The organism is Streptomyces sp. NPDC029836, from assembly GCF_055574495.1.
Window position 1 is genome coordinate 89412 of record NZ_JBVHZI010000003.1, and the last position, 22667, is coordinate 112078.

Genomic DNA, 22667 nt, shown 5'->3' on the forward strand with positions numbered 1-22667 from the left:
CGCAACTCTGCTGTGCGAGGACCCCGTTGCGAAAACCCAGGACGGATAATGCGCCCGCACGGGTGACGGCCGGCCGGACCGACCCGCACCTCGCGCGGCGGCGGACCGGGCGGGCCCGCACCTGCCCGGTCCGCCGCAGGCGATTAAGCTCGGGCTTCCCACACGGCGAACACCTGGAGGCTGCCGGTGAAGCTCGGCGTCATCGGACTCGGAGACATCGCCCAGAAGGCGTACCTGCCGGTCCTCACCACCCGCCCCGGGGTCGAGCTGCACCTGCAGACCCGCACCCCCGCGGCGCTGGAGCGGATCGGCGAACTCCACCACGTCCCCGTCGCGCGGCGGCACACCACGCTGGACTCCCTGCTCGCGCAGGGCCTCGACGCCGCCTTCGTGCACGCCCCGACGGCCGCCCACCCGGAGATCGTCGAACGGCTGCTGGAGGCGGGCGTCCCGACGTACGTCGACAAGCCGCTGGCCTACGAGTACGACGCGTCACGCCGCCTGGTGGAGCGGGCCGAGGAACGCGGGGTGAGCCTCTTCGTCGGCTTCAACCGCCGTTACGCGCCCGGCTACGCGCAGTGCGCCGACCACCCGCGCGAGCTGATCGTCCTGCAGAAGAACCGGGTCGGGCTCCCCGAGGACCCGCGCACGCTGGTGCTCGACGACTTCATCCACGTCGTCGACACGCTGCGCTTCCTGCTACCCGGCACGGCCGACCACATCGACGTCCGGGCCGTGGTGCGCGACGGGCTGATGCACCAGGTCGTCCTTCAGATGTCGGGCGGGGGCTTCACCGCCCTCGGCATCATGAACCGGCTCTCCGGCTCCACCGAGGAGGTCCTGGAGGTGTCCGGCCAGGACTCCAAGCGACAGGTGGTCAACCTCGCCGAGATCATCGACCACAAGGGCCAGCCGACCATCAGGCGGCGCGGCGACTGGGTGCCGGTGGCCCGCCAGCGCGGGATCGAGCAGGTCGTGGACACCTTCCTGGAGGCCGTGGAGGCCGGTAGGACGTTGAGCGCCCGGGACGCCCTGCTCACCCACGAGTTGTGCGAGCGGGTGGTCCTGACGGCTCTGGAGCAGGCCTCCCGGACCTGACCGCCCGGGCCGTCCGCGCCACGCCGTACGCCACCAGTACGGCCAGGGCGGCCCCGGCGGGCCAGTTCCCGAAGCGGGCGTACAGGGTCGTGCCCCCGGCGAGCGGCACCTCGTACACCGCCGCCGCCCCGGCCGCGGACGCGGGCAGGGCCGGGCCGATCCGGCCGCCCGACGGGCCGTGCACCACGCTGACCCCGCTCAGGGTGGCGTGCACCACCGGGCGGCCCGTCTCGGCCGCCCGCAGGGCCGCCAGCGAGGCGTGCTGCTCCGGCGCCCAGCTCTCCTGGAACGTCGACGTCGCGGACTGCGCCACGATCAGCGCCGCCCCCTCCCGGGCCAGGTGGCGGCTCATGTCGGGGAAGGCCGACTCGAAGCACACCAGCGGCCCGAGGCGCAGCCCCCCGGGCAGGTCCATGACCACCGGGGCGGCGCCGCGCATCCGGTCCTCACCCGCCGCCTTGCCGACCGAGGTGGCCCAGCCCAGCACCGTGCGGGCCGGTACGTACTCCCCGAAGGGGACCAGCCGCATCTTGTCGTAGCGCTCGCCGGTCGGCCCCTCGGGCCCGATCAGCAGCGAGCTCTTGTAGATCCCCGGCCGGTCCGACCGGCGGGCGTCCACGTTGACCAGCAGCGGCGCCCCGACCCGCGCGGACAGCTCCGCCAGCCGACGCGACAGGTCGGGCCGGGCCGCCAGATCCGCGCCGACACTGCTCTCCCCCCACACCACCAGGTCCGGGCGGGCGCCCACGAGGCCCCGCGTCAGCCGCTCCTCCACGTCGAACCGCCGCTCCGCGCCGTCCGCCCCGCCCACCGGACCGGGCTGGACGACCGCCACCCGCACCGCGCCCGTCACCGCCGGGCGCGGCAGCCACAGCCACACGGCCCCCGTCAGCACCGCGCAGCCCGCCACCGCGGCGACGGCGGGGGCCCGCGCCCCGGGCACCGCCACGAACAGCACCAGCGCGCAGTTCACCGCCACCACCAGCAGGCTCACCAGCCACACCCCGCCCACCGAGGCCAGCAACAGCGCCGGCGGTACCTGCCACTGGCTGGCCCCCAGCAGCCCCCACGGCCCGCCCAACCCCTGCCAGGACCGGACCAGCTCCGACAGCAGCCAGCCCGCCGGTACGACGACCAGCGCGGCCGCCGCCCGAGCCCGCGCGGGCCTCCCGCCGAGCAGCTCCCGCACCAGCAGGGCCCAGGGGATCCAGAGCACGCCCAGCAGCGCCGCCAACGGGATCAGGAACACGTGCAGGCTCGGCAGCAGCCAGTGGTGCACGGCCACGATGAACCCCGCGCCCCCCAACCAACCCTCCAGGGCGGCCCGCCGCCCCGTGGGAGCCGAACGCAGCAGCAGCATCCAGGGCACCAGGGCGACGTACGCGAACCACCACAGCGCCGGGGCCGGGAACGCGAGACAGGGCAACGCCCCGGCGGCCGCCGCGGCCGCCGCGCGCCCCCACCGGGTCCGCTTCGTGAGCATCAGGCGCCTCCGGCTTCCAGTGTGGGACGGCATCGGGCGGGGCGCGGCTCAGGCCGACAGGTGGCGCCACTTCTCGTGCACGGTGACCCCGGTCAGCCGCCAGCCCTCCGCGGTACGGGCGAGCGTGAAGGTGTAGCGGCCCGCGGCGACGAAGTTGGGGGCGGTGACGGTGCCGTCGAAGTCCGCGCCGGCCAGCCGCATCGGATTGAGGAAGTCCGCCCGCACCCGCGCCGCGTTGCACGGCGCCCCGCCCTCGTCCTCCAACCGCACCAGCCGGTTCACGATGAGGTGCTGGCGCACCGGGAACAGCTTCATCGTCTCGGCGAGCCAGTCGGCGACCTCCGCCGCCGGGCCCGCCACCCCGCCCGCCGCGCTGTAGTCGGCCCGGCCCCCGGGCGCGAACAGGGCCCGGTAGGCCTCCCAGTCGCCGTCGTCGACGGCCACCGCGTACCCCGACACCACCTCGTCGATGGCCAGCCGGTCCATTACCGTCCCGAGGTCCACACGCTGCGTCATCGGGTCAGTCTGGGGCTGTCGGCCCCCGACGCCAAGGGGCGTGCGCCGACCGGGTCATCCCCGGACGATCAGTGACCGGAAAGGACCTCCCGCCGGCGGACCACGACCAGGAACGCGTCGCTGTCGAGGTCCATCACCACCTCCGCCGCGAGGCCCTCGCGCTTGCGCTGCGCCGCGTACTCCTCGGCCGGCCAACTTCCCCTCGGACTTCCCGCCGGAAAACGCTCCAATACCACGCGTCCCATGGGACACCCCCTCCACCCGCCGGGTCCCTCCCGGCACGGCTCTCTACGGGGACAACGACGCGGAGGCCGCCCGGGAACGTTCCCGGGCGGCCTCCGATTCACGCGAAGTGGTGAGCGTACGGCCCCCTAGGAGCCCGACTCGCCGGCGTGCGGACTGAGCACGTCCGTGCCGATCAGCACGAACAACACGATGCCCAGCACGATCCGGTAGATCACGAACGGCATGAAGCTCTTGGTGGAGATGAACTTCATGAACCACGCGATGACGGCGTACCCGACGAAGAAGGCGATCACCGTCGCGAAGACCGTCGGACCCCAGGAGATGTGCGTCGGGTTCTCCATCACGTCCTTGATCTCGAACGCGCCCGAGGCCAGCACGGCCGGGATCGCGAGGAGGAAGGAGTAGCGGGCGGCGGCCTCGCGGGTGAAGCCCAGCAGCAGACCGCCGGAGATCGTCGCACCGGAGCGGGAGACGCCGGGGATCAACGCCATCGCCTGGCAGAGACCGAAGACCAGACCGTCCTTGACGCCCAGTTCCTTCAGCGTCTTGCGCTGGACGACCACCCGGTGCCGGCCGCCCTCCTCGTCGCGCGAGGCCTGCCAGTCGGCGAAGCCGAGGACCAGACCCATCAGGATCAAGGTGGTGGCCGTCAGCCGCAGGTCACGGGCCGGACCGGTGATCTGGTCCTTGAAGAGCAGGCCGAGGACGCCGATCGGCAACGAGCCGACGATCACCAACCAGCCCATCTTGGCGTCCTGCTCGGAACGCAGCGCCTTCGTGTACAGGGAACGGAACCAGGTCGAGACGATCCGCGCGATGTCCTTGCGGAAATAGATCAGGACGGCGGCCTCGGTGCCGATCTGGGTGATGGCCGTGAAGGCCGCACCGGGGTCGTGCCAGCCGGCGAACGCCGCGGTCAGGCGCAGGTGGGCACTGGAGGAGATCGGGAGGAACTCCGTAAGCCCCTGGACCAGACCGAGGATTAGGGATTCGAACCAGCTCATGTCGGGGTGCGCTCGTCCTTGTGATCGTCGGGCAGTTCGGGTCCGATGCTAGGGCCCGTGGGAAGCGGCCGTGACCACAGGGGGGTGTTGGGGCACCGGCTCGTACGCGACGACCGGCGCCAGGCGGTGCCGCTTGCGCCACGCCACGACCGCGGCGATCACCCCGGACACCGCGATGAACCCGAACGAGACCAGGAACGCGGGCGATCCCGGCGAGGAGGCACTGGACCCCGCGATCACGTAGGCGGCGGTGTTCGGGATCGTGCCGAGCGCCGTCGCGCCCAGGAACGGCAGCCAGCCGCACCGCGACACCGCCGCCAGGTAGTTGGCCGCCGCGAACGGCACCCCGGGGAAGATCCGCACCGCGAGCATCGAGCGGAACCCGTGCCGGCTCAACTGCGCGTCGGCCGCCTTCAGCCACCGGCCGCGAAGGTACGGACGCAACGCCTCCTGCCCCATCGCCCGGCCCAGACCGAAGGCGATGCCGGCCCCCACCACCGTCCCCCCGACGGCCGCGACCAGCCCGAACTGGGCCCCGAAGACCGCCCCCGCCGCCAGGTTCAGCAACGGACGCGGCACGAACGCCGCCGTGCACAGCCCGTACGCTCCCGCGAACACCAGGACCGCCGCACCCAACGGCAGCTCCGGCGGCCACCCCTGCGACAGCAGTCGCTGCGGCTCGTACAGCACCACGCACGCGCCGGCCGCCAGCAGCAGCACGACGAGCAGCGACAGCCGGGTCCACGGCGCGAGGAGGAGGGACATTCCGGGAGACTAACCGACCTGTACGAAGCACCGCCGTAATCTGGGCCTCATGCGGCCGAACACCCAACCACCCCCGGGGACCGGGCCCAGCGCCCTCGCCGACGTCCTCATGGAACGACTGACGGCCGTCTACGCCGCGGCCGCCGATCCGGCGCAGGCCGGACCCATGACCGCGTACATGAAGGGCGTCGCCCCCTTCCTCGGCATCCGCACCCCCGAGCGCCGCGCGCTCTCCCGCACAGTGACGAAGGACACCCCGCGGCCCTCCGAGGCGGACTGCGCCGCCCTCGCGCTGCGCTGCTGGTCACTGGCGGAGCGTGAGTACCACTACTTCGCGGTCGACTACCTGCGTCGACACGTGGCGCGCTGTTCCTCCGGCTTCCTGCCGGTGGTGCGGTACCTGATCGTCACCACTTCCTGGTGGGACACCGTCGACCTGCTCGCCGCGCACACCGTCGGACCGCTCGTCGCGGCCGACCCGCGGCTGGGCGCGGTCATGGACGACTGGGTCGACGGCGAGGACCTCTGGCTCGCCCGCGCCGGACTGCTCCACCAGCTCACCCGCAAGTCCGCCACCGACGCCGACCGGCTCTTCGCCCACTGCCGCCGGCTGGCCGCGCACCCCGACTTCTTCATCCGCAAGGCCGTCGGCTGGGCCCTGCGCGAGTACGCCAAGACCGACCGCGACGCGGTGCGCGCCTTCGTCACCGCCGAACGCCCCCGCCTCGCCCCGCTGTCGGTGCGCGAGGCCCTCAAGTCCCTCAACGGCGCCTGACGGCGACGAAATCCATTCGACCCCGCCCGACCGCTCGGGCAGGATCGGCGACATGTTCCGGTACGCCTTCCCCGCAGCGCCGTCCGCAGTCGCGGACGCGCCGAAGGCTGCCGCCGCACCCGGAGCACCCGCCGTGGCCGCCGCGTTCGACGGCGCCCGAACCTGACCCTTCCCGGATCGTCCGGCGGACCCCACAGGGGGAGGGTCGGATCGCCCGGGGGTCCCGTCCAGCTGCGAGCCACGGGAAGAACATCATGGCCAAGACGGCCTTCACGCGCACCAAGCCGCACCTCAACATCGGCACCATGGGCCACGTCGACCACGGCAAGACCACCCTGACCGCCGCGATCACCAAGGTCCTCGCCGACCGGGGCGGCGCCGCCTACGTGCCCTTCGACCGCATCGACCGGGCCCCCGAGGAGGCCCGTCGCGGCATCACCATCAACCTCACGCACGTCGAGTACGAGACCGACACCCGTCACTACGCCCACGTCGACATGCCGGGCCACGCCGACTACATCAAGAACATGGTCACGGGCGCCGCGCAGCTCGACGGGGCGATCCTCGTCGTCTCCGCGCTCGACGGGGTCATGCCGCAGACCGCCGAGCACGTCCTGCTGGCCCGGCAAGTGGGCGTCGACCACATCGTGGTGGCCCTCAACAAGGCCGACGCCGGGGACCCGGAGCTCACCGACCTCGTCGAGATGGAGGTCCGCGAGCTGCTCACCGCGCACGGGTACGCCGGGGACACCGCGCCCGTCGTACGGGTCTCCGGACTCGGCGCGCTGCGCGGCGACCCGCAGTGGACGGGGGCCGTCGAGGCGTTGCTGGACGCGGTGGACACCTACGTGCCCACACCGGTGCGCTACACGGACGCGCCGTTCCTGCTGCCGGTCGAGAACGTCCTGACCATCACCGGTCGCGGGACCGTCGTCACCGGGTCCGTCGAGCGGGGCACGGTGCGACTCGGCGACCGCGTCAGCCTGCTCGGCGGGGACGGCGCCGGCGACCCGGTCGTCGTCACCGGCCTGGAGACCTTCGGCAAGCCGATGGAGTCCGCCGAGGCCGGGGACAACGTCGCCCTGCTGCTGCGCGGGGTGCACCGCGACCAGGTCCGGCGCGGGGACGTCGTCGCCGCGCCGGACAGCGTGCGGCCGGCCCGACGGTTCACCGCCCTGGTCCACGTCCTCTCCGCGCGGGAGGGCGGTCGCACGACCCCGATCGCCTCCGGCTACCGGCCGCAGTTCTACTTCCGCACCGCGGACGTGGTCGGGGACGTCGACCTCGGCGCCGCCGGGGCCCGGCCCGGGCAGACCGTCACCATGACGGTGCAGCTCGGCCGGGACGTCCCGCTGGAGGCGGGGCTCGGCTTCGCGATCCGCGAGGGCGGCCGCACCGTCGGCGCCGGGACGGTGACCGAGGTCGGATAGCACCCCGCAGGTGGTGACGGCGGCCCCGCTGCGTCAGACTGCCGTCACCACACGGGCGGGGCACCACGGGCGGAACGGGGACGGGCCATGAACGGCGACACGGCGCTGGTACTGGGCGGCGGAGGACTCACCGGCATCGGCTGGGAGACCGGCATCCTGTACGGGCTCGCCCGCGAGGGCGTCGACCTGACCACCGCCGACCTCGTCGTCGGCACCTCCGCCGGCTCGGTGGTGGGCGCCCAGCTCACCTCCGGGCTGCTCACCCCGCGGCAGCTGTACGAGCGCCAGCTCGGCGACGCCGGCGGCGAGGCCGTGGCCCGGTTCGGCGCGGGGCTGCTCGCCCGCTACGCCGTCGCGATGGCCCGCTCCCGCGACGCCGCCCAGTACCGCAGGCGGATCGGCGCCATGGCCCTCGCCGCCGACACCGGCCCGGAGGCCGTGCGCCGCGAGGTGCTCAAGGCCCGCCTCGTCTCGCACGAATGGCCCGAGCGACGCCTCGTCGTCACCGCCGTGGACGCGCTGAGCGGCGAGCTGACCGCCTTCGAGCGGGCGGGCGACGCCGGCCTCGTAGACGCGGTCTCGGCGAGCTGCGCCGTGCCCGGGGTGTGGCCGCCGGTGACGGTCGCGGGCCGCCGGTTCATCGACGGCGGGGTCCGCTCCGCGACCAACGCGGACATCGCCGCCGGCTACCGACGGGTGGTGATCATCGCGCCGATGGCGCTCGGCGCCGGGAAGATCCCCTCGCCCGCCGCCCAGGCCGAGCGGCTGCGCGCGGCGGGCGCGCGGGTGCTGCTGATCACCCCCTCCGCGCAGGCCCGCAGGGCCTTCGGACGCAACGTCCTGGACCCGGCGCGCCGGGATCCCGCAGCCCGCGCGGGACTGGCCCAGGCCGCCGAGCACACGGCCGGCGCGAAGGAGGTCTGGGGCGGCTGACCCGCGCCGGACAATGGTGGGGTGAGCGACGAACAGATCCCGGTGATCCGGGACGTGGACCAGGGCACCGCCAAGCTGATGCCGGACGTGGACCGGGACCGGGCCTGGCTGCTGACCGTGGACGGGGCGCCGCAGTCCTACGTGGACCTCGACGACCCCGAGCACCTGGAGTTCGAGTACGTACGTCGGCTCGCGCACGTGCTGGACTGCGCGGCCGAGCCGGGCGCCGCCCTGGACCTGCTGTACCTGGGCGGCGGCGCGCTGACCCTGCCGCGCTGGGCCGCCGCGGTCCGCCCCGGGTCCCGGCAGACGGTCGTGGAGTTCGACGCGGCGTTGGTGGAGCTGGTCGCCGAGCACCTGCCGCTCGCCGACGGGGCGCGGGTGACGGTGCACGCCGCCGACGCCCGGGCCTGGCTGGCGGCCGCTCCGGCGGCGAGCGCGGACGTCCTGGTCGCGGACGTGTTCGGCGGCTCGCGGGTGCCGGCCCGGCTGACCTCGGTGGAGTACGCGAGGGAGGCGGCCCGGGTGCTGAGGCCCGGCGGCCTGTACGCGGCCAACCTGGCGGACGGGGCGCCGTTCGCGTTCCTCGCGGCGCAACTGGCCAACTTCGCGGCCGCCTTCGGGGAGCTGGCGCTGATCGCCGAACCGGCGGTGCTGCGCGGGCGCCGCTTCGGCAACGCGGTGCTGCTGGCTTCCGACTCCCCGCTGCCGGTGGCCGCCCTGGCCCGGCGGTGCGCCGGCGACGCGTTCCCGGCCCGGGTGGAGTCCGGCCCTGGCCTGGCCCGCCTGATGCGCGGCGCGCGGCCGGTGCCGGACGCGGAGGCGGTGGCCTCGCCGGAGCCGCCACAGGGCGCCTTCAGCCTGGGGTGAGCCCGGTACCGGGCCCGCATCACACGGCGGCGGGGCTCGGGCTGTCCGTCGGGGTGGGCAGCACCGGGGCCTTCACCGCGGGGGGCTTGCGGGTCATGTTCCGCACGTCCGGGACGAAGAGCACCGCGGCCGTGCCGACCACCACCAGCACGGCGCAACCCCACAGCGACGGGGCGCGGCCGAACGCCGACTCGGCGGGGCCGGCCAGGGCGGTGGCGAGCGGCAGCATCGACACCGAGCCGAACCAGTCGTAGGCGGAGACCCGGGAGAACTTCTCCTCCGGGATCTCCTGGTGCATCGTGGTCATCCAGTTGACGCCGAACACCTCGATGGCGGCGCCGCTGACGAACATCACCGCGCACAGGGCCCACACGGGCAACGGCACCGCCAGCCCCGCCGACGGCAGCGCCAGCGGGAACACGCACAGCGTGCCGACCAGCAGCAGCCTGCGGGGTTTCCACACCATCATCAGGACGGCGCCGCCGATGGTGCCCACGCCGAAGCAGGCCAGGGCCAGGCCCCACGGCGCCGGCCCGCCCAGCTGGTCGCGGGCGACGAGGGGCCCGTACACCGCCTCCGCGGCGCCGACGACGGCGACGACCACGGAGAACTGGAGCACGATGCTCCACAACCAGGGGCGGGTCCGCACCTCCACCCAGCCCTCGCGCAGGTCGGCCAGCAGGCCGCCGCCGGGGGCCCGTTCCGCGACGTGGCCGACGTCCAGGAACGCCCGGAGCGCGCCCGCGAGGGCGAAGGCCAGGGCGTCCACGGCCAGCACCCAGCCGGGGCCCATCGCGGCGATCATCGCCCCGCCGAGGGCCGCGCCGCCGATGCCGGCGCCGTTCATGGCCATCCGGAAGAGCGCGAAGGCGCGGTTGGCGTGCTCGCCCGAGACGCTGGAGAGCAGCATGCCCTCGGCGGCCGGGTTGAAGAACGCCGTTCCGGTGCCGCACAGCGCGGTGAGCAGCATCATCTGCCACAGCTGGGGGTCCCCGGCGAGCACGAGCAGCGCGAAGGCGCCCTGCGAGACGCAGTTGAGGGCGTTGGCGGCGACCATCACGCGGTGGCGCGGCAGCCGGTCGGCGAGCGCGCCGCCGATGAGCAGGAAGAGGACGAGTGGCAGCGTACGGGCGGCCGCGACGAGGCCGACGTCCCCGCCGGAACCCCCTGACTCCAGCACGGCGAAGGCGGCCGCGATGAGCGCCCCGTGACTGCCGAGGTTGGTGATGACCGCGGCACCCGTCAGCAGGGTGTAGTTGCGGCCGGCCCACGCGGGCCGGCGGCGCGCGCGGGTGGGGGAGGGGAGATCCGGGGGTCGACTCACCCGTGGACTCTCTCCGCTCCGGGCCGGGAATCCAACCGAATTTATCGGAAAGCGGATGTCCGGCCCGGAGGTGGGAACGCGGTGGGGCCGGGTGGGGGACCGGCGGGGACGAGCGGGGCCGGGGTGGGCGGGGATCAGTTCGGCGGCGCGGCCTCGGTCAGCCGGACCGTGCTGAGGATCTTCTCGTACGTCGCCTGGTCGACCTCGCCGGGGACGCCCGCGGCGCCGTAGAGGACCCAGGTGGAGAAGTCACCGTTGGCGGTCTTGAAGCTGAACGCGATGCTCTTGCCGTCGGAGTCGCACTTGTTCTCCTTGGGCACGCCGGTCACGGTCGCGGTGGTGACGTGACCCTTGAGCCCGGAGGTGGAGGTGTACTCCTTCGGGTCGGTGAACTTGACGATCTCCTTGGGCTGCTTCTGCGCGTAGCCGCCGTAGACCCAGGTGCCGGCCTCGCTGCGGGAGGCGGAGGCGGTGTCCTTCGCGCCCTGGCCGCCCTTGGTGCCGGTGCCGGCGAGGGAGGTCGTCTCCTCACTGCCGTTCTTGTCGGAGTCGACCTTGCACCAGTCCTCCTTGAGGTAGGCCGGCGCGGACATCATGACGAAGGGGCCGCCGTCGGTCTTGGTCGCGTCCTCGAACCCGATGGACGTGCCCGAGCCGAGCACGTTCCACTCCGGCGGGACGTCGAAGGCGGTGCCGTACTTCGGGTTGATGACCACCTTCCAGCCGGCGATCAGCGGCTTGAGGTCCCCGCCGGAGCGCGGGTTCCCGCTCGGGGCGGGCGGCGCCGCCGGGGAACTCGCGGGCGCGGAGGGGGAGGCGGCCGGCTTGTCGTTGGCCTGGATCTTCTTGTCGTCGTCCCGGGTCAGGACGAACGCTCCGGTGGCGGCGGCGGTCACGATGACCGCCGAGACCGCGACGATGGCCACCGTCCGGGTGGCGAAGGGGCTGCCGCCGCCCGGCCCGGGGGTCGTCGGTTGCTGTTGGGTCGGGGGTTGGCCCCACGGCTGCACCGGGGGCGGCGTCTGGTACCCCGCCTGCGGGTATCCGTAGCCGGGCTGCTGCTCGCCGAACCCCGGCTGCCCTTGCTGCTGGTACGGGTTCGGCTGTCCCGGCTGCTGCTGGTACGGGTTCTGTTGCGCGTCCTGGGGGTTCTGCTCGCCCCCGGGCGGCTGCTGCTGTCCTGGCCACATGGCCGGTAACGATAGTGGGCCCGGCCTCCGGGGACCACGGCCGCCCCCGGAGGAGGTCTGGCCAAGGCCTTCTACTCGTGGGTAACATCGCGTGCCATGAGCGCAGAACAGATGAACGTGGGCGACTTGCTGGCCCGGACGGTGCCGATGGCCCGCACCCTGAACCTCGAATTCCTGGAGACCACCCCCGAGCGCGCGGTCGTCCGCCTGCCGGACCAGCCCGACTTCCACAACCACGTCGGCGGCCCGCACGCCGGCGCGATGTTCACCCTCGCCGAGTCCGCCAGCGGCGCCATCGTGCTGGCCGCCTTCGGCGACCAGCTCTCGCGCGCGGTGCCCCTCGCCGTCAAGGCCGAGATCGGTTACAAGAAGCTCGCGAAGGGTGTCGTGACGGCCACCGCCACCCTCGGCCGCCCCGCCGCCGAGGTCGTCGCCGAACTCGACGCGGGCGGCCGCCCCGAATTCCCCGTCACCGTCGCCATCCGGCGCGAGGACGAGGCCGTGACGGGCGAGATGACCATCCTGTGGACCCTGCGGCCGATCGCGGCCGGCTGACGGGGTGAACACGGCGGGGACGGGCCGACCGCCCCCGCCGACGGCACCGGTCTGCCGATGCCACGGGCCCACGGCGGGCCCGGCCGGGCCGCCGCAGGGCTGAACCCGGGGCGCCGCAGGGCGCGTCCGGCGGGGCCCCGCGGCCCCGGCGCGCACAGTGGGCGGCGGGAGCGGTCCGGCGCGGGCCGCTCCCGCCGACCGATGCCGAGGCCGGCGCCCAGGCGCCGCCGCAGGGAGCGCCCATGAGCGAGGCCGTGTCCAGACGTTCCGCGATCCGAGTGCTCGGCGCGGTGGGCGCCGTCGGCTCCTCCCTGGCGACGGCGGGCTGCGTCGCCGGCGTGCCGCCCGGAGCCCTGCCCCGCAAGGCCCCGCCGGCCGCTGCCGCCGCCGGGAAGCCGGCCGTCGGGGCCCGCGTCGACGCCCTGCTCGACCAGCTCACCCTCGACGAGAAGACCGCTCTGCTGCACGGCGGCCCGGACCCGGATCCGCACGCGTCGGTCCACGCCGGCTACCTGCCAGGCGTACCGCGTCTGGGCATTCCCGCGCTGCGGTTCGCCGCCGGGCCCGCCGGCATCGCCGTCGGCGAGCCCGCCACCGCGCTGCCCGCCCCCGTGATGCTCGCCGGCACCTTCGATCCCGCGCTGGCCCGCGAGTACGGACGGGTCCTCGGCCGCGAGGGCCGCGCGCTCGGCCGGGACGTCCTGCTCGGGCCGATGGCCAACCTGATCCGCACGCCCTGGGCCGGCCGCAACTTCGAAGCCTTCGCCGAGGACCCGCGGCTGACCGCCGACATCGTCGGCCAGGTCGTGCGCGGCATCCAGGACGAGGGGTTGATCGCCGCCGTCACGCACTTCGTCCTCGACGACCAGGAAACCGGCCGCGACACCCTCGACGTGAGCATCGGGGAACGGACCCTCCACGAAACGGGGCTGCGCGGCTTCGAAGCGGCCGTGGCCGCCGGGGCGGGCGCCGTCACGGGCGCCCGGCACAAGATCAACGGCATCCCCGCCTGCGAGAACGGGCCGCTGCTCGACGAAGTGCTGCGCGGCCGCTGGGGGTTCGACGGATGGGTGCTGTCCGATCCGGACGCCCTGCACAGCGCCGTCGCCTCGATCACCGCCGGCCTCGACATGGAGATGCCCGGCGGCGCCCACTTCGGCGACCCCCTGCGCGAGGCCGTGCAGGGCGGCTCCGTCCCCCAGGAGGCCGTCGACCTGGCCGTACGCCGCATCCTGACCACCCTGGACCGCTTCGGCCTGCTCACGGACCAGCCGCCGGCCCGCCCCGCCCGCAACGCGCCGGCGGGAGCCCGGACGGCCCGCAAGGTGGCCGGCGCCGGGGCGGTCCTGCTGCGCAACGAGCGCGGCACCCTGCCCCTGACCGGCGCCGCGGCCCGCTCCCTCGCGGTGATCGGCCCCACCGGCCGGATCCCGCTCGTCGCCGGCGGCGGCGCCCCGGTGGTCCCGGACCGGCCCCTCTCGCCGCTCACCGCGCTCACCCGGCGTGCGGGCAGGGGGGCCACCGTCCGCCACGCCCTCGGCGAGGACCCGTACGGCCGGCCGCTGCCGGCCGGGCTGCTGACCCCGAACGCCGCGCTCGACGACCGGCGGGTGGAGGCCGGCCGGACCTGGAGCCACCGGGCGGAGTTCACGCTGGCCGCCGACGACGAGTGGACCCTGCTCGTCCACCACACCGGGAAGCGGCCGTCCGTCCGGCTCGACGGGGAGGACCTGTTCGCCGTCCGGCAGGGCGCCGCCGAGCCGTTCGCCGGGGCCCTCCTCGGCCGGGCCCCCGACGGGATGTCCGTCCGCCGCCGCACGCTCGCCCTGAAGGCCGGTACTCACCGGCTCGCCGTCACCGCCGAGGGGGGCGCCGGCGGTCAGCGCTTCCGGCTGCGGCACACCACCCGGGCGACGCGCGCCGCCGACGTCGCCGAGGCCGTACGGACCGCCCGGGCGGCGCACAGCGTGGTGCTGTTCGCGTACGAGGACGCCACCGACGGGCACGACCGGACCTCGCTGGGGCTGCCCGGCGGGCAGGAGGCGCTGATCGAGGCGGTGGCCGCGGCCAACCCCCGGACGACGGTGGTGCTCAACACCTCCTCGTGCACGACCATGCCCTGGCTCGCTCGTACGGGTGCGGTGCTCCAGATGTACTACCCGGGCCAGGAGGGCGCGGGCGCGACGGCCGACGTCCTCTTCGGGGACGTGGACCCCGGGGGGCGGTTGACCCAGACCTTCCCGACGGACGAGCGGACGACCCCGGTCGCCGGGGACCTCCTGCGCTACCCGGGGGTGGCCGGCCGGCAGGAGTACACCGAGGGCGTGCACGTGGGCCACCGCTGGTACGACGCCCGCGGCGCGACCCCCTTGTTCCCCTTCGGGCACGGGCTCTCGTACACGACCTGGGCCTACGAGAGGCTGTCCGTACGGCCCGAACGCGGCGGCCTGCGCGCCGAGTTCACCGTACGCAACACGGGCCGCCGCAAGGGCACCGAGGTCGCGCAGGTCTACCTGGGGCCGGCCGAGCGGCCCGCGTCGGACCAGCCGGTACGCGTGCTGGCCGGCTACCGGCGGCTCACCCTGGCGCCGGGGGAGTCCCGGCCGGTCACCGTGGACATCGACGCGCGGACGCTGTCGTCCTGGGACCCCGAGCAGCGGGCCTGGGTGGTCGGTGCCGGCCTGCGGGAGGTCTTCGTCGGGCGGTCGTCCCGCGAACTGCCCTTGCGGGCGAAGGCGGTCGTGGGGAGCCGATAGGCTGCCCCGTCCGGCGGGCCACGGGAGCCCGGCGGCGAGAACTCGGGAGGACCCACCGGTGCACATCCAGGAATGGCTGGAGACGATTCCACCGATCAGCGTCTATCTCCTGGTGGGTCTGGTCATCGGGTTGGAGAGCCTGGGCATCCCCCTGCCCGGAGAGATCATCCTGGTCAGCTCGGCCCTGCTGGCCTCCCAGCACGGGGAGATCGACCCGGTGGTCCTGGGCCTGTGCGCGATCGCGGGCGCGATCATCGGCGACTCGATCGGCTACGCGATCGGCCGGCGCGGGGGCAAACCGCTGCTGGAGAAGCTGGGTCGGCGCTTCCCCAAGCACTTCGGACCCGAACACGTGGCCCTCGCGGAGCGCTCCTTCGACAAGTGGGGCATGTGGGCCGTCTTCTTCGGACGGTTCGTGGCCCTGCTGCGGATCTTCGCCGGGCCGCTGGCCGGCGTGCTGCGGATGCCGTACTGGCGCTTCCTCGTCGCGAACGTCCTCGGCGGGATCCTCTGGGCCGGCGGCACCACCGCCGTCATCTACTCGGTCGGCGTCGTCGCCGAGCCGTGGCTGAAGCGGTTCTCCTGGTTGGCGCTCGCCCTGGCCGTGGCGGGCGGGCTCGTCGTGACGCTCGTCATCCGCAGCCGCATGAAGAAGGCCGCGGCCCGGCTCCGCGAGGACGCGGCGCCGGACACGGACCGGGCTCCCGTGACGGCGGGCGTCGCGAACTGACCCCGCGGTGCCGCGCCGGCGGGGCCCGGGGCCCCGCCGGCGCGGCACCGGGCCGTGGCGTGCGTCAGGCCCGCGGGACCGACGCGCGGTGCTGCTCGGCGAGGGCCGTGTACATCGCGGCGTTGACCTTGATGCCCTCGCGCTCCTCGTCGGTCAGCTCGCGCCGCACCTTCGCGGGCACGCCCGCGACCAGGGAGCCGGGCGGGACCACCATGCCCTGCGGGACGAGGGCCTGCGCGGCCACCAGCGAACCGGCGCCGATCACGGCGCCGTTCAGCACGGTCGCACCCATGCCGATGAGGCAGTCGTCCTCCACGGTGCAGCCGTGGACGACGGCGTTGTGGCCGATGGAGACGCGCTCGCCGATGGACACCGGGAAGCCGGGGTCGACGTGCACGGTGCAGTTGTCCTGCACGTTGCTGTCCGCTCCGAGCGTGATCGGGCCGCAGTCGGCGCGCAGCACCGCCGAGTACCAGACGCTCGCGCCGGCGCCGAGGGTGACGTCACCGACGACCACCGAGGTCGGCGCGGTGAAGGCCGTCGGGTCGACGGTCGGCTGTTTCCCGCCGACGCCCGCGATGAGTGCCTGGCCCGCCTGATACGTCATGAACTCTTCCTCTGCTTCCGGATGCCGCGCTACCGGCACCGTAGGGCACGCACCCGGCCGCTCCGGTGATGGGGTGAAGATCACAGCTCCGGCGTCCCGACGCCCGGCGCGCGGACCACTACCGTGGCCGGGTGCCGAAGAACCAGAACACGTTCTCATCCCTGACGGCCCTGCGCCGCCGCGTCGCGGGCCGGGTGGCGCACGCGGGATGGCGCTGGATGCAGCAGGCGGGCGCCATCACCGCGCAGACCCCGGGACGACTGCGCTTCGACGCCATCGGCGACGGCACGCGGCTCGCGTTCCCGCAGGGCACCGTCTTCGGCGAGCGGTGGATCCGGCTCGGAGCGCACTGCATCATCGCCGAGCAGGTCACCCTGACCGCCGGGATGATGCCCGACCTCGACCTCGGCGCCGAGCCGGTCCTGGTCCTCGGCAACGGGGTCGTCCTGGGCCGGGGCAGCCACGTCATCGCCGACACCCGGATCACCATCGGCGACGACACCTTCTGCGGCCCGGGCGTCTACATCACCTCCACCAACCACAGCTACGACGACCCGAACGAGCCCGTCGGCCGGCAGTGGCCGCGCAACGCGCCGGTGGAGATCGGCCCCGGCTGCTGGCTCGGCACCGGCGCGGTGATCCTCCCCGGGGCCCGGCTGGGCCGCAACGTGGTGGTGGCCGCCGGATCCGTGGTCCGGGGCGAGGTGCCCGACCACGCGGTCGTGGCGGGCGCGCCGGCACGGATCGTACGCCGCTGGGAACCCGCGACGGGCTGGCAGCCGCCGCTGCGGACGCCGGCCCCGGTGCCGATCCCCGACGGGATGACACCGGAGCAGCTGCGCGGGCTGGCACAGCTGGCGGAGGCCGAGGCGGGCGGGGCCTGAGGCTCCCGGTCCGCCGCGGCGATACCCGCCTACAGGGCGGGGATCTCGATCGCGGGGCAGCGGTCCATGACCATCTCCAGGCCGGCCTCGCGGGTCCGGCTGAAGGCGGCCTCGTCGACCACGTCCAGTTGGAACCAGACCGCGTCCGCGCCGGCCGCCACCGCCTCGTCGGCCACCGCGCCCGCCAGGGCGCTGTTCACGAAGACGTCCACCACGTCCACCTCGAACGGGATCGCGTCCAGCGAGGCGTACCCCTGCTCGCCGTGCACCGTCTCCGCCTTCGGGTGCACGGGAACCACGCGCTTGCCATACCGCTGGAGCACGCGGGCCACCCCGTAGGCGGCCCGGTCCGCGTTGTTGGACAGCCCCACCACCGCCCAGGTGTCGCCGAGTTCGGTGAGGATCTTGCGGATGGTCGCCGGGTCGCCGTACACGCGTACCGCCTCCTGCTGTTCTGGTCTGCCGCTGAGCCGGATCGCTCTGCCGGATCAACGAAAAGGACACCTGTCCGATTCCCCGTAGGGTGGAGCGGTGAAGGCAGACCAGTACGTGACGGTGGCCCGCGAGGGCGTGCACGAGTCGGAGATCAACCGCTCGCGGTTCCTGTGCTCGCTCGCGCCCGCGGCGACGGAGCGGGAGGCGCAGGAGTTCGTCGCGCGGATCCGCAAGGAGCACCCCACCGCCTCGCACAACTGCTTCGCCTACGTGATCGGCGCGGACGCCTCGGTGCAGAAGGCGAGCGACGACGGTGAGCCCGGTGGCACCGCCGGGGTGCCCATGCTGCAGATGCTGACCCGGCGCGACATCCGCTACGCCGTCGCCGTCGTCACCCGCTACTACGGCGGCGTGAAGCTCGGCGCCGGCGGACTCATCCGGGCCTACGGGGGAGTCGTCGGCGAGGCCCTCGACGTGCTCGGCACCGTCACCCGCCACCGCTACCGGCTCGCCACCGTCACCGTCGACCACCAGCGCGCCGGCCGGACCCAGAACGACCTGCGCTCCACCGGTCGGGCCGTCCTGGACGTCCGCTACGGCGAGGCCGTCGCCATCGACATCGGGATCCCCGAGGCGGACGTCGGCGCCTTCCGCGCCTGGCTCGCCGACGTCACCGCCGGGACCGCCGGCTTCGAGCTCGGCGGCGAGGCGTACGGCGAGGGCTGAGCCCGCCGCCGCCCTCGGCGGGGCCGGGCGGCCGGCCCGTCACCCTTGAGGTCCGAGGAGCGGAAGGGCGCGGTGGGGCGGCCGGGGAACGGGTTAGCCTGGAGGGTCGGAGCAGGGCCACGAAGGAGATCAAGCGTGCGGGTCGGAGCGAGCGAGTGAAGTTCCTGCACACCTCGGACTGGCACCTCGGCAGGTCCTTCCACCGGGTGAACATGCTCGGGGCCCAGGCCGCCTTCGTCGACCACCTCGTCGCGGCCGTCCGCGCGCACGAGGTCGACGCCGTCCTCGTCGCCGGCGACGTCTACGACCGGGCCGTGCCCCCGCTGCCCGCCGTCGAGCTGTTCGACCGGGCCCTGCACCGGCTCGCCGACCTCGGCGTGCCGACCGTGATGATCTCCGGCAACCACGACTCCGCCCGCCGCCTCGGCGTCGGCGCCGGGTTGATCGGCCGGGCCGGGATCCACCTGCGGACCGACCCGGCGGGCTGCGCCGACCCCGTGGTGCTGGCCGACGTACACGGCGAGGTGGCCCTGTACGGGCTGCCGTACCTGGAACCGGCCCTCGTCAAGGAGGAGTTCGGTGCGGAGAAGGTCGGCCACGAAGCCGTACTGCGCGCGGCCATGCACCGGATCCGGGCCGACCTGGCCGGCCGGGCGCCCGGGACCCGCTCCATCGTCCTCGCCCACGCCTTCGTCACCGGCGGGCAGGCCAGCGACAGCGAACGCGACATCACCGTCGGCGGGGTCGAGGCCGTGCCCGCCTCCGTCTTCGACGGGGTCGACTACGCCGCCCTCGGCCACCTCCACGGCTGCCAGACGATCAACGAACGGGTCCGCTACTCCGGTTCCCCGCTCGCGTACTCCTTCTCCGAAGCGGACCACCGCAAGACGATGTGGCTGATCGACCTCGACGCCGACGGCGCGATCGGCACCGCCGAACGGATCGACACGCCCGTCCCGAGGGAACTGTCACGGCTGCGCGGGCCCCTGGAGGAGATCCTCGACGACCCCTCCCTCGCCCCCCGCGAGGACCACTGGATCGAGGTCACCCTCACCGACCCGGTCCGGCCCGCCGACCCCATGGCCCGCCTCACCGCCCGCTTCCCGCACACCCTCAGCCTCGCCTTCGAACCCGAGGGCCGCGAGGAGGACGGAACGGCCTCCTACGCCCAGCGGCTCAAGGGGCGCAGCGACCAGGAGATCGCCGAGGACTTCGTCGCGCATGTACGCGGCGGCGGCACCCCCGACGATGCCGAACGGGACGTGCTCCGGGGCGCCTTCGACGACGTACGCGCCCAGGACAGCCGTCAGGAGACCGTCCGATGAGGCTGCACCGGCTCCGGATCACCGCCTTCGGGCCCTTCGCCGAACCGCAGGAGATCGACTTCGACGCCCTGTCCGGCGCCGGGATCTTCCTGCTCCACGGCCCCACCGGCGCCGGCAAGACCTCCGTCCTGGACGCCGTCTGCTACGCCCTCTACGGCTCGGTGCCCGGCTCCCGGCAGGCACCCGGCACCAGCCTGCGCAGCGACCACGCCGCCCCCGACGTACCGACCGAGATCACCCTCGAACTCACGGCGGGCGACCGCCGGTTGGAGATCACCCGGCGCCCCGAACAGGACCGCCCCAAGAAGCGCGGCGCCGGCACCACCAAGGACAAGCCGCAGAGTTGGCTGCGCGAGCACACCGGCGGCACGTGGACGGCCCTCAGCCGCTCCCACCAGGAGATCGGCGAGGAGGTCGAACAGCTCCTCGGCATGAGCCGCGAGCAGTTCTGCCAGGTCGTCCTCCTCCCGCAGGGCGAGTTCGCCCAGTTCCTGCGCGCCGGCGCCGAGGCCCGCGGCCGGCTCCTCGGCCGGCTCTTCGACACCCGCCGCTTCGCCGCCGTCGAAGCGCTGCTCGCCGAACGCCGCCGGGCCGCCGAGGCCAAGGTGCGCGCCGGTGACGAGAAGGTCCTCGCCGCCGCCCAGCGGCTCGCCCAGGCGGCCGGTGACTGCGCCGACCTGCGTGCCTGGCCGCTGCCCCGGCACCAGCCCGGCGACCCGGGCCTCGCCGAGGCCGTCCGCGCGTGGGCAGCCGTCGCCCGCTGCTCGGCCCGGGAACGCCTCACCGTCGCCGAGTACGCGCTGGCCGCCGTCGAGAGCCGGCACGCCGCCGCCCGACGGGCCGCCGAGGACGCCCGCGAACTCGACCGGCTCCAGCACCGGCACGCCGAGACCACCCGGCGCGCGGAGCGGCTCGCGCAGGACGCGCCGGAACGCGAACGCGTACGGAGCCTCCTGGACCGGGCCCGCCGCGGCGCCCTCGTCGCCCCCGCCCTGGAACTGCGCGGGGCCGCGGCCGCCGCCCACCTCACCGCCGCGCACGCCGAGACCGTGGCCCGCTCCGTCCTCCCGCCGACCCTCGCCGAAGCGGGCGTCGAACAGCTCGCCTCCGTCGAGCAGGGGCTGCGCGAGGAACTCGGCGCGGTCGGCGCCGCCCGCCGCGCGGAACAGCGCAGCGCCGAGATCGGCCGCGAGCGCGCCACCCTGGAGCGCGAGTCCCGGGACGCCGACGAGCAGCACCAGGAGTCCCTCGACTGGCTCGGCCGCTGGGACGACACCCGGGCCGCGCTGCAGGACCGGGTGGACGCCGCCCAGCAGGCGGCAACCCTCGCCGAACAGCTCGCCGGTCGGCTGGAGCCCGTCCGCATGCAGCTCACCGCCGCCGGCCGGCGGGACGCCCTGGCCGCCGACGCCGAGGCCGCCGCGGCCGAACTGCTGCTGGCCCGCGAGGCGTCGGCCGCCGCCCGGGAACGCTGGCTGGAACTCAAGGAGGCCCGGCTGCGCGGCATCGCCGCCGAACTCGCCGAAGCCCTCACCGCCGGGGAACCCTGCACGGTCTGCGGATCGGAGCAGCACCCCGACCCGGCCCGACCCGCCCCCGGGCACGTGGACCGGGACGCCGAGGACTCCGCGCACGCCCGCTTCGAACACGCCGAGGAGCGCCGGGCCGGCGTCGAACGCAGGCTCGCGGCCGTCCGCGAGGCCGAGTCCGAGGCCGCGTCCGCCGCCGGGGAATCCACCACGGCCGAACTGCGCGCCCTCACCGCGGACCTGAGCTCCCGGCACGCCGCCGCCCACGCCGACGCGGCCGCCCTGCACACCGCCCGCGAACGGCTGGGCCGCGCGGAGCGCGAGCACGCCGCCCGCAGCGCCTACCGGCTCGACGCCGAACGTCGGGCCGCCGCCCGCGCCGAGCGGCGCGAGGCCCTCGACCGGGAACAGGCCTCCCTGGAGGCGGAGCTGGTCCTCGTACGGGGCGACGCCCCCAGCGTCGCCGCCCGCGCCCGTGTCCTGGAGGACCGGATCCGGATGGTCACCACCGCCGCCGGCGCGCTGCGCCGGGCCGAGGTCACCGCCGCCCGGCTGAAGGAGGCCGACGGGCAGCTCGCCGACGCCGCCTTCAAGGCCGGCTTCGACACCATCGAGGCCGCCGCCGACGCGGTGCTCCCCGAGTACGAGCGCACCGCCCTCCAGCACCGCACCGACGCCTGGCAGGCGGAGGAGGCCATGCTGGCCGAGCGGCACGCCGAGCAGGACACCGCCCGCGCGGCGGCCCGGCCCGCGGCCGACCCCTACGCCGCCGAGGCCCGCGCGGAACGCGCCGCCGCCCGGCTGCGCGCCGCCGGCTCGGCCGTCGACGCGGCCCGGGTCCGCTGCGGCGAACTCGACCGGCTCTCCCGGCAGGCGGAGCACGAGCTGCGCGCGCTGGGCCCGCTGCGCGCCGCGTACGAGCGGGTGGCCCGGCTGGCCGGGCTCACCGCGGGCACCTCCGCCGACAACGAACGCAAGATGCGGCTGGAGGCGTACGTGCTGGCCGCGCGGCTGGAGCAGGTCGCCGCCGCCGCGACCGTACGGCTGTTGCGGATGTCCGGCGGCCGCTACACCCTGGTCCACTCCGACGCCAGGACGGGCGGTCGCGGCCGCTCGGGGCTCGGCCTGCACGTCCTCGACGCCTGGACCGGCAGCGAGCGGGACACGGCCACGCTGTCCGGCGGCGAGACCTTCTTCGCCTCCCTCGCCCTGGCCCTGGGCCTGGCGGACGTGGTCACCGACGAGGCCGGCGGGATGCGGCTGGACACCCTGTTCATCGACGAGGGCTTCGGCAGCCTCGACGACCAAGCCCTGGACGAGGTCCTCGACGTCCTGGACTCCCTGCGCGAGCGGGACCGCAGCGTCGGCATCGTGAGCCACGTCGGCGACCTGCGCACCCGGGTCCAGGCCCAGTTGGAGATCGTCAAACAGCGCGGCGGTTCGGTGGTCCGCCACCGCACGGCGGCGGCCGGCAGGGCCTGATCGG

General features: G+C 74.6%; 21 protein-coding genes. 12 read left to right on the forward strand and 9 right to left on the reverse strand.

What is annotated here, in order from left to right; all coding sequences use genetic code 11:
• Window positions 1–186: 186 nt before the first annotated feature.
• Window positions 187–1098, forward strand: a complete 912-nt coding sequence (locus ACZ4XJ_RS11285; RefSeq protein ID WP_468496000.1) for a Gfo/Idh/MocA family protein — start codon at window positions 187–189, stop codon at window positions 1096–1098.
• On the opposite strand, the gene lnt is transcribed toward ACZ4XJ_RS11285, so the two are convergent.
• The 5 genes from lnt to ACZ4XJ_RS11310 form a co-directional block, all read right to left on the reverse strand.
• A complete protein-coding gene (gene lnt / locus ACZ4XJ_RS11290; protein ID WP_468496001.1) occupies window positions 1037–2581 on the reverse strand; it encodes an apolipoprotein N-acyltransferase in 1545 nt (514 codons plus the stop codon). The genes ACZ4XJ_RS11285 and lnt overlap by 62 nt on opposite strands.
• 48 nt (window positions 2582–2629) lie before the next feature.
• Window positions 2630–3097 (reverse strand): nuclear transport factor 2 family protein, encoded by a 468-nt coding sequence (locus ACZ4XJ_RS11295; protein WP_362879537.1) that lies wholly within the window; start codon window positions 3095–3097, stop codon window positions 2630–2632.
• Window positions 3098–3165: 68 nt separating this feature from the next.
• A complete protein-coding gene (locus ACZ4XJ_RS11300; protein ID WP_383995713.1) occupies window positions 3166–3342 on the reverse strand; it encodes a hypothetical protein in 177 nt (58 codons plus the stop codon).
• Window positions 3343–3468: 126 nt separating this feature from the next.
• Window positions 3469–4347 carry an undecaprenyl-diphosphate phosphatase gene (locus ACZ4XJ_RS11305; protein ID WP_383995710.1) on the reverse strand — a complete coding sequence of 293 codons (879 nt, stop codon included), beginning with the start codon at window positions 4345–4347 and terminating at the stop codon, window positions 3469–3471.
• Window positions 4348–4395: 48 nt separating this feature from the next.
• Complete coding sequence (locus tag ACZ4XJ_RS11310; RefSeq protein WP_362884269.1) at window positions 4396–5112, reverse strand: TVP38/TMEM64 family protein; 717 nt, start codon at window positions 5110–5112, stop codon at window positions 4396–4398.
• A 49-nt stretch (window positions 5113–5161) separates the two neighbouring features.
• Between ACZ4XJ_RS11310 and ACZ4XJ_RS11315 the strand changes: the two genes are divergently transcribed.
• The 4 genes from ACZ4XJ_RS11315 to ACZ4XJ_RS11330 all read left to right on the forward strand — a co-directional run bounded on the left by ACZ4XJ_RS11315 (window position 5162) and on the right by ACZ4XJ_RS11330 (window position 9120).
• Window positions 5162–5887, forward strand: a complete 726-nt coding sequence (locus tag ACZ4XJ_RS11315) for a DNA alkylation repair protein (RefSeq protein ID WP_468496002.1) — start codon at window positions 5162–5164, stop codon at window positions 5885–5887.
• A 254-nt stretch (window positions 5888–6141) separates the two neighbouring features.
• Window positions 6142–7317, forward strand: a complete 1176-nt coding sequence (tuf, locus tag ACZ4XJ_RS11320) for an elongation factor Tu (protein WP_468496003.1) — start codon at window positions 6142–6144, stop codon at window positions 7315–7317.
• 87 nt (window positions 7318–7404) lie between these two features.
• Entirely contained in the window at window positions 7405–8250 is an 846-nt protein-coding gene (locus ACZ4XJ_RS11325; RefSeq protein WP_362884275.1) for a patatin-like phospholipase family protein, read from the forward strand.
• Window positions 8251–8328: 78 nt separating this feature from the next.
• Window positions 8329–9120 carry a spermidine synthase gene (locus ACZ4XJ_RS11330; protein WP_468496273.1) on the forward strand — a complete coding sequence of 264 codons (792 nt, stop codon included), beginning with the start codon at window positions 8329–8331 and terminating at the stop codon, window positions 9118–9120.
• A 19-nt stretch (window positions 9121–9139) separates the two neighbouring features.
• Here ACZ4XJ_RS11330 and ACZ4XJ_RS11335 read toward each other — a convergent pair whose 3' ends face one another.
• Window positions 9140–10444: an MFS transporter gene (locus tag ACZ4XJ_RS11335; protein ID WP_468496004.1), complete on the reverse strand. Its 1305-nt coding sequence runs from the start codon at window positions 10442–10444 to the stop codon at window positions 9140–9142.
• 134 nt (window positions 10445–10578) lie between these two features.
• Complete coding sequence (locus tag ACZ4XJ_RS11340) at window positions 10579–11634, reverse strand: DUF8017 domain-containing protein (RefSeq protein WP_362884279.1); 1056 nt, start codon at window positions 11632–11634, stop codon at window positions 10579–10581.
• A 96-nt stretch (window positions 11635–11730) separates the two neighbouring features.
• On the opposite strand from ACZ4XJ_RS11340, the gene ACZ4XJ_RS11345 reads away from it, so the two are divergent.
• From ACZ4XJ_RS11345 to ACZ4XJ_RS11355, 3 genes are all read left to right on the forward strand, one after another.
• Complete coding sequence (locus ACZ4XJ_RS11345) at window positions 11731–12189, forward strand: DUF4442 domain-containing protein (protein ID WP_468496005.1); 459 nt, start codon at window positions 11731–11733, stop codon at window positions 12187–12189.
• Window positions 12190–12431: 242 nt separating this feature from the next.
• Window positions 12432–14945 carry a beta-glucosidase gene (locus ACZ4XJ_RS11350; protein ID WP_468496006.1) on the forward strand — a complete coding sequence of 838 codons (2514 nt, stop codon included), beginning with the start codon at window positions 12432–12434 and terminating at the stop codon, window positions 14943–14945.
• A gap of 58 nt (window positions 14946–15003) precedes the next feature.
• Window positions 15004–15675 carry a DedA family protein gene (locus ACZ4XJ_RS11355; protein WP_362884730.1) on the forward strand — a complete coding sequence of 224 codons (672 nt, stop codon included), beginning with the start codon at window positions 15004–15006 and terminating at the stop codon, window positions 15673–15675.
• Between the two features lie 64 nt (window positions 15676–15739).
• Here ACZ4XJ_RS11355 and ACZ4XJ_RS11360 read toward each other — a convergent pair whose 3' ends face one another.
• Window positions 15740–16282: a gamma carbonic anhydrase family protein gene (locus ACZ4XJ_RS11360; RefSeq protein ID WP_468496007.1), complete on the reverse strand. Its 543-nt coding sequence runs from the start codon at window positions 16280–16282 to the stop codon at window positions 15740–15742.
• 131 nt (window positions 16283–16413) lie between these two features.
• Here ACZ4XJ_RS11360 and ACZ4XJ_RS11365 point away from each other — a divergent pair, with 131 nt between their 5' ends.
• On the forward strand, window positions 16414–17166 hold the full coding sequence (locus tag ACZ4XJ_RS11365) for an acyltransferase (RefSeq protein ID WP_362883464.1): 753 nt from the start codon (window positions 16414–16416) through the stop codon (window positions 17164–17166).
• Between the two features lie 29 nt (window positions 17167–17195).
• Here the strand turns inward: ACZ4XJ_RS11365 and ACZ4XJ_RS11370 are convergent, their stop codons facing one another.
• Window positions 17196–17600, reverse strand: coding sequence for a CoA-binding protein (locus ACZ4XJ_RS11370; RefSeq protein ID WP_362883462.1), 405 nt, complete (start codon window positions 17598–17600; stop codon window positions 17196–17198).
• Between the two features lie 97 nt (window positions 17601–17697).
• Here ACZ4XJ_RS11370 and ACZ4XJ_RS11375 point away from each other — a divergent pair, with 97 nt between their 5' ends.
• The 3 genes from ACZ4XJ_RS11375 to ACZ4XJ_RS11385 all read left to right on the forward strand — a co-directional run bounded on the left by ACZ4XJ_RS11375 (window position 17698) and on the right by ACZ4XJ_RS11385 (window position 22663).
• Entirely contained in the window at window positions 17698–18327 is a 630-nt protein-coding gene (locus tag ACZ4XJ_RS11375) for a YigZ family protein (RefSeq protein ID WP_468496008.1), read from the forward strand.
• Window positions 18328–18482: 155 nt separating this feature from the next.
• Window positions 18483–19652, forward strand: coding sequence for an exonuclease SbcCD subunit D (locus ACZ4XJ_RS11380; RefSeq protein ID WP_468496009.1), 1170 nt, complete (start codon window positions 18483–18485; stop codon window positions 19650–19652).
• Complete coding sequence (locus tag ACZ4XJ_RS11385) at window positions 19649–22663, forward strand: AAA family ATPase (RefSeq protein WP_468496010.1); 3015 nt, start codon at window positions 19649–19651, stop codon at window positions 22661–22663. Before ACZ4XJ_RS11380 ends, ACZ4XJ_RS11385 begins: the two co-directional genes overlap by 4 nt.
• Window positions 22664–22667: the final 4 nt, after the last annotated feature.